The organism is Sphingobium sp. B11D3D, from assembly GCF_025961755.1.
Lineage (GTDB): Bacteria > Pseudomonadota > Alphaproteobacteria > Sphingomonadales > Sphingomonadaceae > Sphingobium.
The window spans coordinates 291,470-305,638 of the sequence record NZ_JAOQOG010000001.1; the positions used below are offsets into that span (position 1 = coordinate 291,470).

Below are 14,169 nucleotides of genomic sequence, written 5' to 3' on the forward strand. Positions count from 1 at the left end.
ATGCTCAATACAGTTCTCGTGATGATCGGCGGCGCCATCGGCGCGGCCCTGCGCTACCAGTTGGGACGCGCGAGCCTGCGCATCATGGGGCCGGGCTACCCCTGGGGTACGCTCGCCGCCAACGTGCTGGGCGGGCTGGCCATGGGCCTTGTCGCGGGCTGGCTGGCCGCGCGCTATCAGGGCCAGCAGGGCGAGCAGATCCGGCTCCTGGTCGCCGTGGGCGTACTCGGCGGCTTCACCACCTTTTCCGCCTTCAGCCTGGAGACGATGCTGATGATCGAGCGCGGCGAAGCGCTGAATGCGCTCAGTTATGTGCTGCTCTCCGTCGCCGCCTCCATCGGCGCGCTTGCGCTGGGGCTCACCCTCATGCGGAGTGCCACGGCATGAGCAAGACCGATCTCGCTGGCGTCCGCCAGTTCACCGTGCGCGCCGAGGACGATGGCATCCGCCTCGACCGCTGGTTCAAGCGCCACATGCCGGAAGTGAGCTTCGCCATCGTCTCGCGCTGGGCGCGGACGGGGCAATTGCGGGTCGATGGTGCTCGCGCGACACCGGGCGACCGCATTGCCGAGGGGCAGACCTTGCGCGTGCCCCCGCTCGATGTCGCTGCGGCAAAGGAAGCCGGCAAGGCACCACGCCCGCGACCCATCCTGACCGAGGATCAGATCAACTTTGCCGAGGGTTTGGTCATCCACCGCGACGCGCAGGCCATCGTCATCAACAAACCGCCGGGCCTTGCCACGCAGGGCGGCACCAAAACGCACGAGCATGTCGACGGACTGCTCGATGCTTTGATGTTCGAGCGCGACGACCGGCCGCGCCTCGTCCACCGGCTGGACAAGGACACCAGCGGTGCGCTGCTGCTCGCTCGCACCTCGCGCAGCGCGGCGCATTTCGCCAAGAGCTTCTCGTCCCGCACGGCGCGCAAGGTCTATTGGGCCATCGTGATGGGCGTGCCTTCCGTCTCGGACGGCTTCATCGACCTGCCGCTCGCCAAGCAGCCGGGCACCGGTGGCGAGAAGATGCATGTCGATGAGAAGGATGGAATGCCCGCGCGCACGCGCTACCGGGTCATCGAGCGCGCCGGCAACCGCGCCGCCTGGGTGGAGCTGCAGCCGCACACCGGCCGCACCCATCAGCTGCGCGTCCATATGGCCGAAATCGGCCACCCGATCGTGGGCGACGGCAAATATGGCGGCAAGGAGGCGTTCCTCAGCGGATCGATCAGCCGCAAGATGCACCTGCACGCCCGGCGCATCCGCATCGACCATCCCGATGGCTCCCCGCTCGATGTGAAGGCCGAGCCGCCCTTCCATTTCGCCGAAACGCTGGCGAGCCTGGGCTTCGACGTGAATGAGGGCGATCTGCCGCTGGAGATCGACATCCAGCCGACCGCCTCCGACCGCAAGGCCGCCGACAAGCGTGCGTCCACCGCCCACGCCAAGGACATGCGCAAGGCTCGCCGTGGGGAACGCCGCTCCCGCAGCGCCCCGGACAAGCCCGAGCGCTTCAAGGGCCCGCCGAAGCCGCGCGGCAAGGGGGCCAAGCCGGCCGGGCCAGCCGCGCGCCCGGGTGCCAAGCGGCCCACCGGCGGCGCACGGCCGCGAAAGCCGGAGCGGGATTAAAGACAAAAGGCGCCGCGGAATGACACCGCCTGCTCCCCTCCTCTTCAGAGGAGGGGCCTGCGTATCCTTTTGAAGCGAGGTGTTCTCGTTCGATTTTGCGCTGCAGGCAGGGCCAATGCGCACGTCCGACAGCATCACCCCGCTTGATTTCGCAGGCGCACAATGACAAGGGCCTCTGCCATTGGAAAGGCGCAGGCCTTCCATTATATTCTTCATTCGACCGATCGAAAGGTCCGCCATGCGCACTCGCCTTTATCCGCTCAGCGAGCTGGAAGACATTCCCGGCACGACCGTGTTCAACGCCCGTCGCTCGCGCGAGGCTTATCACCTGCACAAATTCTGCATGTCGCTGATGGACGCGGGCAACCGCGCCGAGTTCAAGGACCATGAGCGCGCCTATCTCGACAAGTTCAAGATGAGCGAAGAGCAGAAGCGCGCCGTGCAGGATCGCGATTTCAGCAAGCTCATCGATCTGGGCGGTAACATCTACTTCCTCGTCAAGCTCTCCAATACCGACGGCTGGAGCACGCAGCGCGCGGTGAGCTCGATGACCAACATGACGCCCGACGAATATGCCGCGATGATGCGGTCCGGCGGTCGCTCGCCGACTGGCCAGCGCTCCAAGCGGGAGGGCAACTGACATGGCACGGATCACTGCCGGCATTGCCACCAGCCACGTCCCCGCCATCGGCGCCGCCTTCGACACGGGGCGCTCGACGGACGATTACTGGAAGCCGATCTTCGATGGCTATGAGTGGGTGAAGACCTTCGAGCAGGAGGAAAAGCCCGACGTCGTCATCCTGTGCTACAACGATCATGCCTCCGCGATGATGCTGGACGTGGTGCCGACCTTCGCGCTCGGCATGGCCGAGGAATTCGAGCCGGCCGACGAAGGCTGGGGCAAGCGCGAGGTTCCGGTTGTCGAGGGACATATCGAGCTGGCCGCGCACATGGCCGAACAACTCGTCATCGACGAGTTCGACATGACCCTGATGAACAATATGGATGTCGACCATGGCTGCACGGTTCCGCTCAGCCTGATGTTCGGCAAGGTCGACAAATGGCCGTGCAAGGTCATTCCGCTTGCGGTGAACGTGACGCAGTTCCCCACGCCCTCGGGCGCGCGCTGCTGGGCGCTGGGCGAGGCGATCCGCTATGCGGTGGAGACCTATCCCGAAGATCTCAACGTGCAGATCTGGGGCACTGGCGGCATGAGCCATCAGTTGCAGGGGCCGCGCGCCGGGCTGATCAATCCCGAGTTCGACAATGCCTTTCTGGACAAGCTCGTCGGCGAGACCGATGAGCTGCGTGCCATCACGCGGCTGGAATATCTGCGCGAGGCGGGCACTGAGGGCATTGAGCTCATCATGTGGCTCATCATGCGCGCCGCGCTCGGCACCGAGGTGGAGGCGTTGCATCGTTTCTATCATGTTCCGGCCTCCAACACCGCCGTCGGCCACATCGTGCTGCGGCCCAAGGAGATCGCGGAAGCGCCTGCGAAGGCGCGCGCCTGAGCGGCTTTGCCTTCTTCACAGCATCCATGAAAGCCCGGCCTTTGCGCCGGGCTTTTTCATTTGTCGGCCCATCGCGTCAGTCTATCACATAAAGCTTCCTATATATAAAGAATCCTTTATATGAGGATTCGTACGGCGTGTGTTGCGCCGGTTGGAGCTGGAGACTGCCATGACGTCCAAACCCCCTTTCCGCGCCGACCATGTCGGCAGCTTCCTGCGCCCGCAGGCGCTTATCGAGGCCCGACACGATCATGCCGCCGGCAAGATCGACGCTGCCGCTCTGCGCGCGATCGAGGACAAGGCCATTGCCGATGTCGTGGCGTTCCAGGAGAGCGTCGGCGTCAAGGCGGTGACGGACGGCGAGTTCCGCCGCAAATTCTTCCACACCGACTTCCTGCTGCAGCTCGACGGCATCGAGGAGCACGGCGGCATGGAAGTGCAGTTCCAGAATGCGATCGGCAAGGACGTGCATTTCGCGCCGCCCAAAATGGTGGTGACCGGCAAGATCGCCCACGCCAAGCCGATCCAGCGCGCGGATTATGAATATCTCGCCAGCGTGGTGAGCGAGACGCCCAAGGTGACCATTCCCTCGCCGACCATGCTGCATTTCCGCGCCGGGCGCGAAGGCATCAGCGAGGCGGTCTATCCCGACATGGCCGATTTCTTCGCGGACGTGGCCTCGGCCTATCAGGAGGAAGTCGCCGATCTCGCCGAGGCCGGCTGCCGCTATCTGCAGCTCGACGATACCAATCTCGCCTATCTGTGCGACGACAAGCAGCGCGAAAATGCCCGCAAGCGCGGCCTCGATCCCGATGATCTGCCGCGCCATTATGCCAAGATGATCAACGATGCGCTGGCCACCGCGCCGGATGACATGTTCACGGCGATGCACCTGTGCCGGGGCAACTTCCGCTCCAGCTGGGCCGCCGAGGGTGGCTATGAGCCGGTCGCCGAGATCATGTTCAACGAGGTCGATATCGACTCCTTCCTCCTCGAATATGACGATGCGCGCTCGGGCGACTTCGCGCCGCTGCGCTTCCTGCCCAAGGGTAAGATCGTCGTGCTCGGCCTGATCACCACCAAGCTGGGTGAACTGGAGACCAAGGACGAGGTGAAGCGCCGGATTGACGACGCGACGAAATATGCCTCGCTCGACCAGCTTGCCCTGTCGCCGCAATGCGGCTTCGCCTCGACCGTCCACGGCAATGACATCGCCTTCGACCAGCAGAAGGCGAAGATGGAGCTGGTCGCCGAGGTGGCCCAGGAGGTCTGGGGTTGACGAGGACTAGACGCGCTCCTTCCCACCGCGCCGCGCGGGGGGAGGGAGCGTTGCTCTTAAAGCGCCCGATCTGGCGGTAGCACCGCCGGGCCAGGCTCGCGCAGATGCGGGTCCGGGTTCATGTGCAGGCGCGGTCCTTCGTCATCCCAGATGAAGCGCAGGTTGCGCACGCGGATCAGATAACTGAGGCCAATCGCTGCGGAGAGAAAGCCGGCCGCGCCGCCAACGCCCATCGCCGCCCGCGCGCCATAGGTGTCGGCGACCCAGCCGATCAGCGGCGCACCGAGCGGCAGGCCGCCCAAGGTGATCGCGACATAGATGGCCATTACCCGCCCGCGCATCGCCCGGTCCGTCGCTAACTGGACGAAGCCGTTGGATGAGGTGAGCGAGGTCTGAGCCGCGAGGCCCACGCCGATCAGCACCAGTCCGAAGAGGATATAGCTCGGCGAGAGCGCGGCGGCGGTCATGAAACAGCCAAACAGGAAGGTGCCGATAACGGCATGATGCATCCGCGGCCGGTCGCGCCGGGCGGTCAGTAAGGCGCCGGTGACCGAGCCGATCGCCATGATGGAGGTCAGCAGGCCATATTCGCTGGCGCCCTGCTGATAGACGGTCGCCGCCATCACGCTGATGAAAATCCCGAAGTTCATGCCCAGCGTGCCGAAGAAGAACAGCATCAGGAACACGGTGCGAATGTCCGGTCGCCCGGCCACATAGCGAAAGCCGTCGAGCAGCCGGCTCACCCCGCGCGGCTGCGCCGCCGCATGGGCATGCCGTGTCACCCGCACGTTGAGCAGGCCGGTGGTGACGATCAGGTAGGACAGGCCATTGATCACGAACACCCAGCCCGTGCCGACCAGCGCGATGCACAGGCCCGCCAGTGCCGGGCCGATCATGCGGGCGGTCTGGAAGGCCGTGCTGTTCATGGCTACGGCGTTGCCGATGATCTCGTCCCCCACCAGATCGGAGACGAAGCTGTGCCGCGCGGGCGCCTCGAATGCCATGCAGCAACCGAGCGCAAAGCCGAAGATGTAGACGTGCCAGAGCTCCGCCAGCCCGGAAATGATCAGGGCGCCAAGGCTGAGCGCCAACAGGGTCTGGAAGCACTGGATCGTGATGAGCAGCTTGCGCCGGTCGACATGGTCGGCGACCGATCCGGTCACCGCCACAAGCAGCACCTGCGGCAGGAACTGCAGCGCGGTGAGAATGCCGACCGCGCCGGCGCTATGATCGGTTAGTTCGGTGAGCACCAACCATGTCTGGGCCGTGCCCTGCATCCAGGTGCCGATGTTGGAAAAGAGATTGGTGCTGACCCACAGCCGGAAGTTGCGGTTGGAGAGGGAGCGAAACATGCCATTGCCGCCTGACCTCATGCCGCCTCCTCTATCCTGTTCCGGCACAACGCCCGACGCGGCGTCTGGTCGCATGTCCATGCGGGTGAGCGACGCTGCTTGCCCGCGCAGTGGCAGGCCAGATCGCGCTAGTCCCCTTGTGCGGTCCGGGTCAACCGCACAACCGCCTTTAGGGCGCCTGCCGGCCCTTGAACCCCTGCGCGACGACGAACCACTCCACCGATCCCTTCCGGCTGGACGGCGGCTTGGCGTGCTTGACGGTGCGAAAGGCCGCCTTGAGCTGGCGCAGCAGGCCATCATCGGTCCCGCCGGCAAAAACCTTTGCGACGAAGGCGCCGCCGGGCCGCAGGGTCTGCATCGCGAAGTCCGCGGCGGCCTCGACCAGGCCCATGGTGCGCAGATGGTCCGTCTGCTGGTGGCCGACCGTGTTGGCCGCCATGTCCGACAGGACCAGATCCGGCGCGGCGCCCAGCTCCGCGATCAGTTGATCGGGCGCTTCGTCTGCCATGAAGTCCATCTGGAGCAGCGTCACATCGGGCAGCGGCTCGACGGGCAAGAGGTCGATGCCCACGACCTTCGCTTTGGGCAGTAGCTTCCGCACCACCTGCGTCCAGCCGCCGGGCGCTGCGCCCAGATCGACGACATGGCGGACATCCTTGAGCAGGCCGAACTTCTCGTCCAGCTCCAGCAACTTGTAGGCGGCGCGGCTGCGATAGCCCTCCGCCTTGGCCCGCTTCACATAGGGGTCGTTCAACTGGCGCTGCAGCCAGCGCGTCGATTGGGCCGTGCGCCCGCGTGCCGTGCGCACGCGCGTGCCGACAGATTTGTCACCTCTGGCCATTATCCCAGGTCCCGGCTTGAGGCGCTGTCCGTCAGCGCACGGAGAATCCCTTCGCGAATACCGCGATCGGCGACGCCCAGCCGGTCTGCCGGCCAGATGTCGAGAATGCTTTCCAAGATGGCGCAGCCCGCCACCACCAGATCGGCGCGCTCGTCGCCGATGCAGGGCTGGGCGATGCGCTCCGCTATGCTCATGGTGGAGAGGCGGCCGGCGATTTCCCGCATGGCATCGGCCGGCACGGTCAGCCCGTCGATCGCCTTGCGATCATAGCGGGGCAGGCCCAGATGGACGCTGGCGAGCGTGGTGACAGTGCCGGACGTGCCGAGCAGGCGCACCGGCCCGGTCTTGGGCAGTCGCTCGGCAAAGGCGGCAAAAGCTTCGCGCATCCGCCGGAGCATTTCGGCATAGGCCGCAGCGCGCTCGCTGGCGGTGTCGCCATAGCCCGCCACGGCTTCCGCCAGCGACACGACGCCGTGCGGCGCGCTGTGCCAGTCGACGATGCGCAACTGGTCGCCATCGCCATCGAGCAGCACCAGCTCGGTCGAGCCCCCGCCGATGTCGAAGATGAGCGCCGGGCCTTCGCCACGTTCCAGCAGCGCCTTACAGCCGAGGACCGCAAGCCGCGCTTCCTCGCGGGGCGAAATGATGTCGAGCATGATGCCGGTTTCGCGCTGCACCCGGTCGACAAAGGCGCGCCCGTTTTCTGCCTGCCGGCAGGCTTCGGTCGCAACAGAGCGCGCCAGGACCACGCGGCGGCGGCGCAGCTTCTCGGCGCAGACGGAGAGGGCGGACAAGGTGCGGTCGATCGCGGCGTCCGACAGGCGCCCGGTGGCGGAAAGGCCTTCGCCAAGGCGCACGATACGGGAAAAGGCGTCCACGATCACGAAGCGGTCGCCATCCGGCCGCGCAATGAGCAGGCGGCAATTGTTGGTGCCGAGGTCGAGCGCAGCGAGATTGCCGCGCGGCAGCGGACGATTGAAGGATCGCGCCTTCTGTTTCGCGCTCCCGGCGGACACTAGTGTGCCGGGCTCCTGCCCCATGCGCGGCGCGGGCGTCGCCTTATGCGCCATGACTTCTTGACCTTCTCTTCCGGCGGGACTTCCGCCGGGACTTGCTACCACGCTAGACGTGCGTGGCGGGCGACGCAAGGTGGCTGCCATGCTCTGAACGATGAGGGTGGAAAATCGCCTTGACCGCAGGCAGTCCGCGCCCTATCTGCGCCCGCTCTTGCCCCGTCGTCTAAAGGTAAGACTACGGACTCTGACTCCGTCAATCGAGGTTCGAATCCTCGCGGGGCATCCAGCTTTTCAGATCATCGCGACCGCGTCCGCCCCTTTCGGGGTGGCGCGGCCGGTCGCCGGTTTCGCGGCCGGATCAGCGCGGGCCGCGGGTTCCGCGCGGGTCGCGCCAGCGGAAGGCCGAATCGGCAATGGGCGCGCCATATTTCAGGTTGCTCAGGCGGATGTTGGTGCGGTTGCCCTGCGCATCCAGCGCCACCCAGCCATAGAGCGAGAGCCCGCCCGGCACGCCTACCTTGCGGGTGAAGATGAGCGTGATCACGCCATATTCGGGATGCTGGGGATCGCGCACTTCCACCGAGACGACGCGCGGATCGCCCGTGTCGACGATCTTGCCATAGCGGGTGATGTCGCGCTTGGGGTCGAGCAAGGCGCCCAGCGGCGAATTGCGGATCGGCCAGCGCTGCACCTGCGCGACCTGATAGTCGATCATGTAGAGCGAGCTGCCGTCGGCAACGATGAGCAGATCGCCGGCGCCATAATCGAAGCGGATCTTGCCCGGCTGCTTCCAAAGGAGCTTGCCGTTCTGCACCTGCCCGTTGCGGTCGGTTTGGGTGAAGTCGCCGCTCAGCGTGGTGATGCCGCGAACCGCCGTGCTGACGCTCGCCAGATCGCTCGACCGCGCGGCTTGCGCAGCAACCGGGCTCGCCGGCACCAAGGCCGGTGCCGCGAGCGCGCTGAGCATCAGAGAGAGCATGGCGGAACGCCGGGTGAATTTGGGAAGTCTGATCATCGCGCCCGGATAGGTCCCTGCCGTTGAATATCCACTGAATGCCGCGCGCCGCAGCGCGTTCCCGCGCCCGGGGGCGGGGCAACGGACCGCTCTTATTTGGGATTGCCCATTTCGTCGCGCAGCACTTCACGACGGCCGACATGGTTGGGCGCGCCGACCATGCCTTCATTTTCCATCCGCTCGATCAGGCGCGCCGCGCTGTTATAGCCGATGCGCATCTGGCGCTGGAGCCAGCTGGTCGAGGCCTTCTGGTTCTCGAAGACGAGCTGGCAGGCCTTGCGGAACAGCTTGGCATCGGCGCTGTCATCGCCGAGATCGACGCCATCGAGCGCGAAGCTGCCATCTTCTGGCTCCTCGGTGACGGCGGAGATGTAATCCGGCTGGCCCTTGGAGCGCCAATGGTCGGCGACGCCGCGCACCTCGTCATCGCTCACGAACGGCCCGTGGACGCGCATCAGGCCCTTGCCGCTCGCCATGTAGAGCATGTCGCCCTTGCCCAGCAGCTGCTCGGCGCCCTGCTCGCCCAGGATGGTGCGGCTGTCGATCTTCGAGGTGACGAAGAAGCTGATGCGGGTCGGCAGGTTCGCCTTGATGACGCCAGTGATGACGTCGACCGAGGGGCGCTGGGTCGCGAGGATGAGGTGGATGCCGGCGGCGCGCGCCTTCTGCGCGAGGCGCTGGATCAGGAATTCGACTTCCTTGCCGGCCGTCATCATCAGGTCGGCCAGCTCGTCGACCACCACCACGATCTGCGGCAGGGGCTGATAATCCAGCTCCTCCTCCTCGTAGATCGGCTGGCGGGTCTGTTCATCGAAACCGATCTGCACGCGGCGGCCCAGCGACTTGCCCTTGGCACGGGCGCCGCGGACTTTCTCATTATAGCCGGCGAGGTTGCGCACGCCGATGGAGGCCATCATGCGATAGCGATCCTCCATCTGCTCGACCGCCCATTTGAGCGCGCGGATGGCCTTGGCCGGCTCGGTGACGACCGGGGAGAGCAGATGCGGAATGTTGTCGTAGATGCTCAGTTCCAGCATCTTCGGGTCGATCATGATCAGGCGCAGATCGTCCGGCGTCATCCGGTAGAGCAGCGAGAGCAGCATGGTGTTGAGGCCGACCGACTTGCCCGAGCCGGTCGTACCCGCGACGAGCAGATGCGGCATGCCGGCGAGGTCGGCGATCACCGGCTCACCGAAGATGTTCTTGCCGAGGATGATGGGCAGGCCGCCCTTCTGCTCGGCGAACTGCTGGCTGGTGATGAGCTGGTGCAGCACCACGGATTCGCGGTCCGCATTGGGCAGCTCGATGCCGATCACCGTCCGCCCCGGAATGGTGGCGACGCGCGCCGAGAGCGCGGACATGTTGCGGGCGATGTCGTCGGCGAGCTGGATGACGCGGCTGGCCTTGATGCCGGGGGCTGGCTCAAGCTCATACATGGTGACGACGGGGCCGGGGCGCACCTCGGTGATCGCGCCCTTGACGTGGAAGTCATCGAGCACGCTTTCCAGCAGCCGCGCATTGCGCTCGAGGCCGGGCCGGTCGATCTTGCTGACCGCGCTGGCGGGCGCGGGCGACAGCAGGTCAGGGGATGGCAGCGCGCCATTGCCGAACAGGTCTTCCTGTCCCGAGACGGGGCCGAACGCCTTGGGAATGGCGGCGCTGCTCGGCGACTGGATGGTGATCGGCTGGCGGGGTGTGGTGTCCACCGGGCGGCGTGGTTCCGCCTCGCGCTCGGGATGCGGGTCGCGTTCGGGCTCGGCGACATCCAGGCTGCCAGCTTTCGCCGTGCGTAAGGAGCCAAGGCTGGAGAGCAGCGGCAGGGCAGGGCGGGCAAGATGCCAGAGCGGCTTTTCGAGCGCGAGGCTGCGGACCCACAGCCACAGCCCGCTGGCGATAAAGGCCGCAAGCAGCAGCCATTGCAGAATGAGGTCGGCGGTTTCGCCAAGGCGCGCCGTCAGGGCCGTGAGGCCGTGGGCGAACAGGAAGCCGATGACGCCGCCCCAGCGGGCCGGCAGCCCGACCAGCGGTTCGGGCTGGGCAATCCACAGGCCGGTGCCGATGAGCAGCAGGCCGCCGATGCATTTGGCGATCTGCCCCTGCCAGCCGCTCATGTCTGCATCGGCCCACAGGCGCCGCGCGAAGACGAGGATGAAGGGCAGCAGCAGCAAGGCGGGCAGGCCGGCGAAGGTGAAGAGAATGTCCGCCGCCCAGGCACCGGCGGCGCCCATCAGATTGCGGGTCTCCGGCCCGGCCGCGGTGTTCAGCGCCTGATCGCTCACCTTGTAGCTGAGCAGCGCGAGCAGGAGGAACAGCGCCAGCGCGTACAGCCCGACCGAGCCAGCAAAGGTGCCGATGCGGATCAGGCTCCGGCGCAGCATCGCCTGCCATTCGGGGGTCCGATTCATCGGTGCCCGACTTGCCATTGCCACTCACTCCTTCGTCCGGCGCGGCGGGGTCACGCATGCGCCGTGCCCGAAATGTTCCGCGCGGCGACAATCCTCTTTCACGGACTCGGCGTCAAGAGTCCCCGGTTTTTCGGCATGCAGGGCGCGCTACGGCAGGCGCCGGCGCTGCGAGCCTCACCGGCGAGGCGTTTCCCCGGTGCGAATGGCGTTCCCGATTTCCAGCGTGTCGATCCGCAGCCGGCTGATGCGGGCCTGTCCGATGCGCAGCCGCCCGATGGCGAGCGCGCCGATGGCAATCGCGCCCATGGCGAGGGCACCCAATGCGAAGGCGCCGACCGCAATTGCGCCGGTCGCGGAGGCCCCCGTCGCCGTCGCACCGGTCGCCACTGCACCCGTGGCGCTGGCGCCCGTGACGCGTGACGCAGCCTGTGTCTGCGGCGCGCGCAGACCACGGCTCGGCGCGGACGGAGCCATGTCGGGCCGGTTGGTCATTCGGCCGCTACGGCGCTGGCGTTGGCAGCATCGCTCATCTCGGCCTCCAGCTTTGCGGCTTCGATCTCGGCCGCCTTGGCTTCCACCAGCGCGACGATGTGGTCGATCATCTGGGCATCGTTGATGTGGTGATCGGTCACGCCGGAGAGATAGACCATATGCTTGCCATTGCCGCCGCCGGTGAGGCCGATGTCCGTCTCCCGCGCTTCGCCGGGGCCATTGACCACGCAGCCCAGCACGGAAAGCGAGATCGGCGTGTTGATGTGCTGCAGGCGGCTTTCCAGCGCCTCGACCGTGCGGATCACATCGAAGCCCTGCCTTGCGCAGCTTGGACAGGAGACGACGCGGACGCCGCGCGTGCGGATGCCGAGCGACTTGAGGATCTCATAGCCGACGCGCACTTCCTCTTCCGGCTCGGCGGAGAGCGAGACGCGGATTGTGTCCCCGATGCCCGCCCAGAGCAGGTTGCCGATGCCGATGGCGCTCTTCACCGTGCCGCCGATCAGCCCGCCGGCTTCGGTGATGCCAAGGTGCAGCGGGCAGTCCACCGCGTCGGCAAGCTGCATGTAGGCCGCGACAGCAAGGAACACGTCGCTCGCCTTCACCGCCACCTTATAGTCGTGGAAGTCCTGGTCCTGCAGCAGCTTGATATGGTCGAGCGCGCTTTCCACCAGCGCCTCGGGGCAGGGCTCGCCATATTTCTCCAGCAGGTCCTTTTCGAGGCTGCCGGCATTCACGCCGATGCGGATCGCACAGCCATTGGCCTTGGCGGCATCCACCACTTCCTTCACGCGGGCGGCAGAGCCGATATTGCCGGGGTTGATGCGCAGGCAGGCCGCGCCCGCATCGGCGGCTTCCAGCGCGCGTTTATAGTGGAAATGAATGTCCGCGATGATCGGCACCTTGGCCGCGCGGACGATCTGCTTCATTGCCGCCGTGCTCTCCACGTCCGGGCAGGAAACCCGGATGAGATCGACCCCGGCTTCCTCGCAGCGGCGAATCTGGTCGATCGTCGCCTTCGCGTCGGAGGTGGGCGTGTTGGTCATGGTCTGCACGGTCACGGGGGCGCCGCCGCCGACCGGCACGTTGCCGACCATGATCTGGCGGCATTCGCGCCGCGCAATGTCGCGCCACGGGCGCAGGCCGGGATTATGCTCTGACATGATTGTCCTTGGAGAAGGGGCGTGTCCGGGGGTCGGTCATCATCCCGGCGCTTATAGCCCCGCTCTAGGGCAGAGGCGAGGGGGGATTGCGCGGATGGACCCGTTGTCGGGAGCACGGGTCGCAGCCGTCGCAAGTCGCCATCAGGCGCGCGTGGCAAATCGTCCCGACAAGAGACAGGATGCGCCGAGCCGTTGGCACAGGCAGGAACCCGCGAACGCGCGGGACGTTTTCATCGCCGGAAGGATCGTGACATGGCGCATTCACCTGTGCAGGCTTTGAGCTCTGCCGTTCGTCACCCGGGCATTCACGTCAAACCATTCGATGGCACGGCCATTGGCGCGCGTTACGAGCCAGGCAAGCTCAATCATTGTCCCGATTGCGCCAGCACCCAATGGTATGTCGGACGGCTCAGCGCCCAGTGCGCCGTATGCGAAACGGCGCTGCCGCTCGCACAGGCCTGCTACCCGACCAGCCCACCAGTGTTCGTGACCCGCTTCGCCAAGCGAGCCAGCAAAGCCTAAGCTTAGCCGCCAAAGGGCGCCTCGGGCAGACCCGGCACATCGACGGGGAAGCTGAAAATCGCGCCCGCATGCGGCTCGCGCCCCAACGCCGCCTCGTCCAGCCCAGCCCGCGCCGTGGTGACATAAGCGGTGCGCCGATCCTCACCCCCAAATGCGATCATGGTCGGCCGGCTGACCGGCAGCGTGACCGTCTGGAGCAACTCGCCTTCGGGCGAGAGCCGCACCACCCGGCCACCCTCGAACAGGGCGCTCCAGTAACAACCCTCCGCATCGAACGATCCGCCATCGGGGCGCCCGGTTCCATGCTCGAACTGGTGGAGGATGCGGCGGTTGGAGAGCGTGCCACGCTGCACATCGGCATCATAGGCGCGCAGGGCGTGGCTGGGGGTGTCCGCGTGGCAGAAGGTCGTCCCCGACGCATTGAAGGCGGCGGCGTTGCAGGTGAGCATGCCGCCCTCGATCAGGTCGATCGTCCCGTCCGTGCCGACGCGATAGAGCGCGGCGTCATGCGCACTCTTGGCCATGTTGACGCTGCCCACCCAGAACCGCCCGGCCGAATCCGTCCGCCCATCATTGAAGCGCAGGTCCGGCTTGCCCGCGAGGATCTGATCGCCAAAGGGCTGCGGCTCGGAGCCCCAGTCGGCCAGAATGGCGAGGCCGTCCTTCATCGCCAGCAGCAAGCCACCGGCCGCGCGGAAGGCGAAGCAGCCGACCGGCTGGGCGAAGGCGCGCATCTCGTCCGCGCCCGTTTCGGGGTCGAAGCGGTGCAGTTCGTTGCGCAGGATGTCCACCCAATAGAGCTGGCGCTCGGCTGCGTGCCAGCGTGGCCCTTCGCCAAGCGCGGCGCGGGCATCGAGCGCGACCGATACGGCGGGCGAAGCTGCGGGGGCGGAGGGATGTGACGTCATGAACGATCTCCTGGGCCGGGATTCCCGGCGCTGACGG

14 protein-coding genes and 1 tRNA gene are annotated in these 14,169 nt (G+C 66.4%); 7 read left to right on the forward strand and 8 right to left on the reverse strand.

The features are described 5' to 3' along the window. The 5 genes from crcB (at position 1) to M2334_RS01450 (ending at position 4,418) form a co-directional block, all read left to right on the forward strand. Positions 1-387, forward strand: a complete 387-nt coding sequence (gene crcB, locus M2334_RS01430) for a fluoride efflux transporter CrcB (protein WP_264593612.1) — start codon at positions 1-3, stop codon at positions 385-387. Beyond that, positions 384-1,625 (forward strand): RluA family pseudouridine synthase, encoded by a 1,242-nt coding sequence (locus M2334_RS01435; protein ID WP_264604612.1) that lies wholly within the window; start codon positions 384-386, stop codon positions 1,623-1,625. The genes crcB and M2334_RS01435 overlap by 4 nt, the downstream gene beginning before the upstream one ends. A 238-nt stretch (positions 1,626-1,863) precedes the next feature. After that, positions 1,864-2,265: a protocatechuate 4,5-dioxygenase subunit alpha gene (gene ligA, locus M2334_RS01440; protein WP_264571743.1), complete on the forward strand. Its 402-nt coding sequence runs from the start codon at positions 1,864-1,866 to the stop codon at positions 2,263-2,265. Position 2,266: 1 nt separating this feature from the next. Then, complete coding sequence (locus M2334_RS01445) at positions 2,267-3,139, forward strand: class III extradiol dioxygenase subunit beta (protein ID WP_181561201.1); 873 nt, start codon at positions 2,267-2,269, stop codon at positions 3,137-3,139. A gap of 169 nt (positions 3,140-3,308) precedes the next feature. Beyond that, positions 3,309-4,418, forward strand: a complete 1,110-nt coding sequence (locus M2334_RS01450) for a 5-methyltetrahydropteroyltriglutamate--homocysteine S-methyltransferase (protein ID WP_264577638.1) — start codon at positions 3,309-3,311, stop codon at positions 4,416-4,418. Positions 4,419-4,474: 56 nt separating this feature from the next. Here the strand turns inward: M2334_RS01450 and M2334_RS01455 are convergent, their stop codons facing one another. The 3 genes from M2334_RS01455 to M2334_RS01465 all read right to left on the reverse strand — a co-directional run bounded on the left by M2334_RS01455 (position 4,475) and on the right by M2334_RS01465 (position 7,681). Beyond that, entirely contained in the window at positions 4,475-5,791 is a 1,317-nt protein-coding gene (locus M2334_RS01455) for an MFS transporter (protein WP_181561203.1), read from the reverse strand. Positions 5,792-5,939: 148 nt separating this feature from the next. Continuing rightward, entirely contained in the window at positions 5,940-6,611 is a 672-nt protein-coding gene (locus M2334_RS01460) for an RlmE family RNA methyltransferase (protein ID WP_264593614.1), read from the reverse strand. After that, a complete protein-coding gene (locus M2334_RS01465; RefSeq protein WP_264593615.1) occupies positions 6,611-7,681 on the reverse strand; it encodes a Ppx/GppA phosphatase family protein in 1,071 nt (356 codons plus the stop codon). Before M2334_RS01465 ends, M2334_RS01460 begins: the two co-directional genes overlap by 1 nt. Positions 7,682-7,839: 158 nt before the next feature. Between M2334_RS01465 and M2334_RS01470 the strand changes: the two genes are divergently transcribed. Then, a tRNA-Gln gene (locus M2334_RS01470) sits at positions 7,840-7,913 on the forward strand. Between the two features lie 72 nt (positions 7,914-7,985). Here the strand turns inward: M2334_RS01470 and M2334_RS01475 are convergent. From M2334_RS01475 to ispG, 4 genes are all read right to left on the reverse strand, one after another. After that, positions 7,986-8,606, reverse strand: a complete 621-nt coding sequence (locus M2334_RS01475) for a LolA family protein (RefSeq protein ID WP_264604613.1) — start codon at positions 8,604-8,606, stop codon at positions 7,986-7,988. Between the two features lie 128 nt (positions 8,607-8,734). After that, positions 8,735-11,065 (reverse strand): DNA translocase FtsK, encoded by a 2,331-nt coding sequence (locus M2334_RS01480; protein ID WP_264604614.1) that lies wholly within the window; start codon positions 11,063-11,065, stop codon positions 8,735-8,737. Between the two features lie 156 nt (positions 11,066-11,221). Beyond that, a complete protein-coding gene (locus M2334_RS01485; protein WP_264604615.1) occupies positions 11,222-11,521 on the reverse strand; it encodes a hypothetical protein in 300 nt (99 codons plus the stop codon). Positions 11,522-11,535: 14 nt separating this feature from the next. After that, positions 11,536-12,702 (reverse strand): flavodoxin-dependent (E)-4-hydroxy-3-methylbut-2-enyl-diphosphate synthase, encoded by a 1,167-nt coding sequence (gene ispG / locus M2334_RS01490; RefSeq protein ID WP_264604616.1) that lies wholly within the window; start codon positions 12,700-12,702, stop codon positions 11,536-11,538. A 252-nt stretch (positions 12,703-12,954) separates the two neighbouring features. Here ispG and M2334_RS01495 point away from each other — a divergent pair, with 252 nt between their 5' ends. Continuing rightward, a complete protein-coding gene (locus tag M2334_RS01495; RefSeq protein WP_264585944.1) occupies positions 12,955-13,224 on the forward strand; it encodes a hypothetical protein in 270 nt (89 codons plus the stop codon). Positions 13,225-13,226: 2 nt separating this feature from the next. Here the strand turns inward: M2334_RS01495 and M2334_RS01500 are convergent, their stop codons facing one another. Beyond that, positions 13,227-14,132 (reverse strand): SMP-30/gluconolactonase/LRE family protein, encoded by a 906-nt coding sequence (locus tag M2334_RS01500; RefSeq protein ID WP_264585943.1) that lies wholly within the window; start codon positions 14,130-14,132, stop codon positions 13,227-13,229. Between the last annotated feature and the right edge of the window lie 37 nt (positions 14,133-14,169).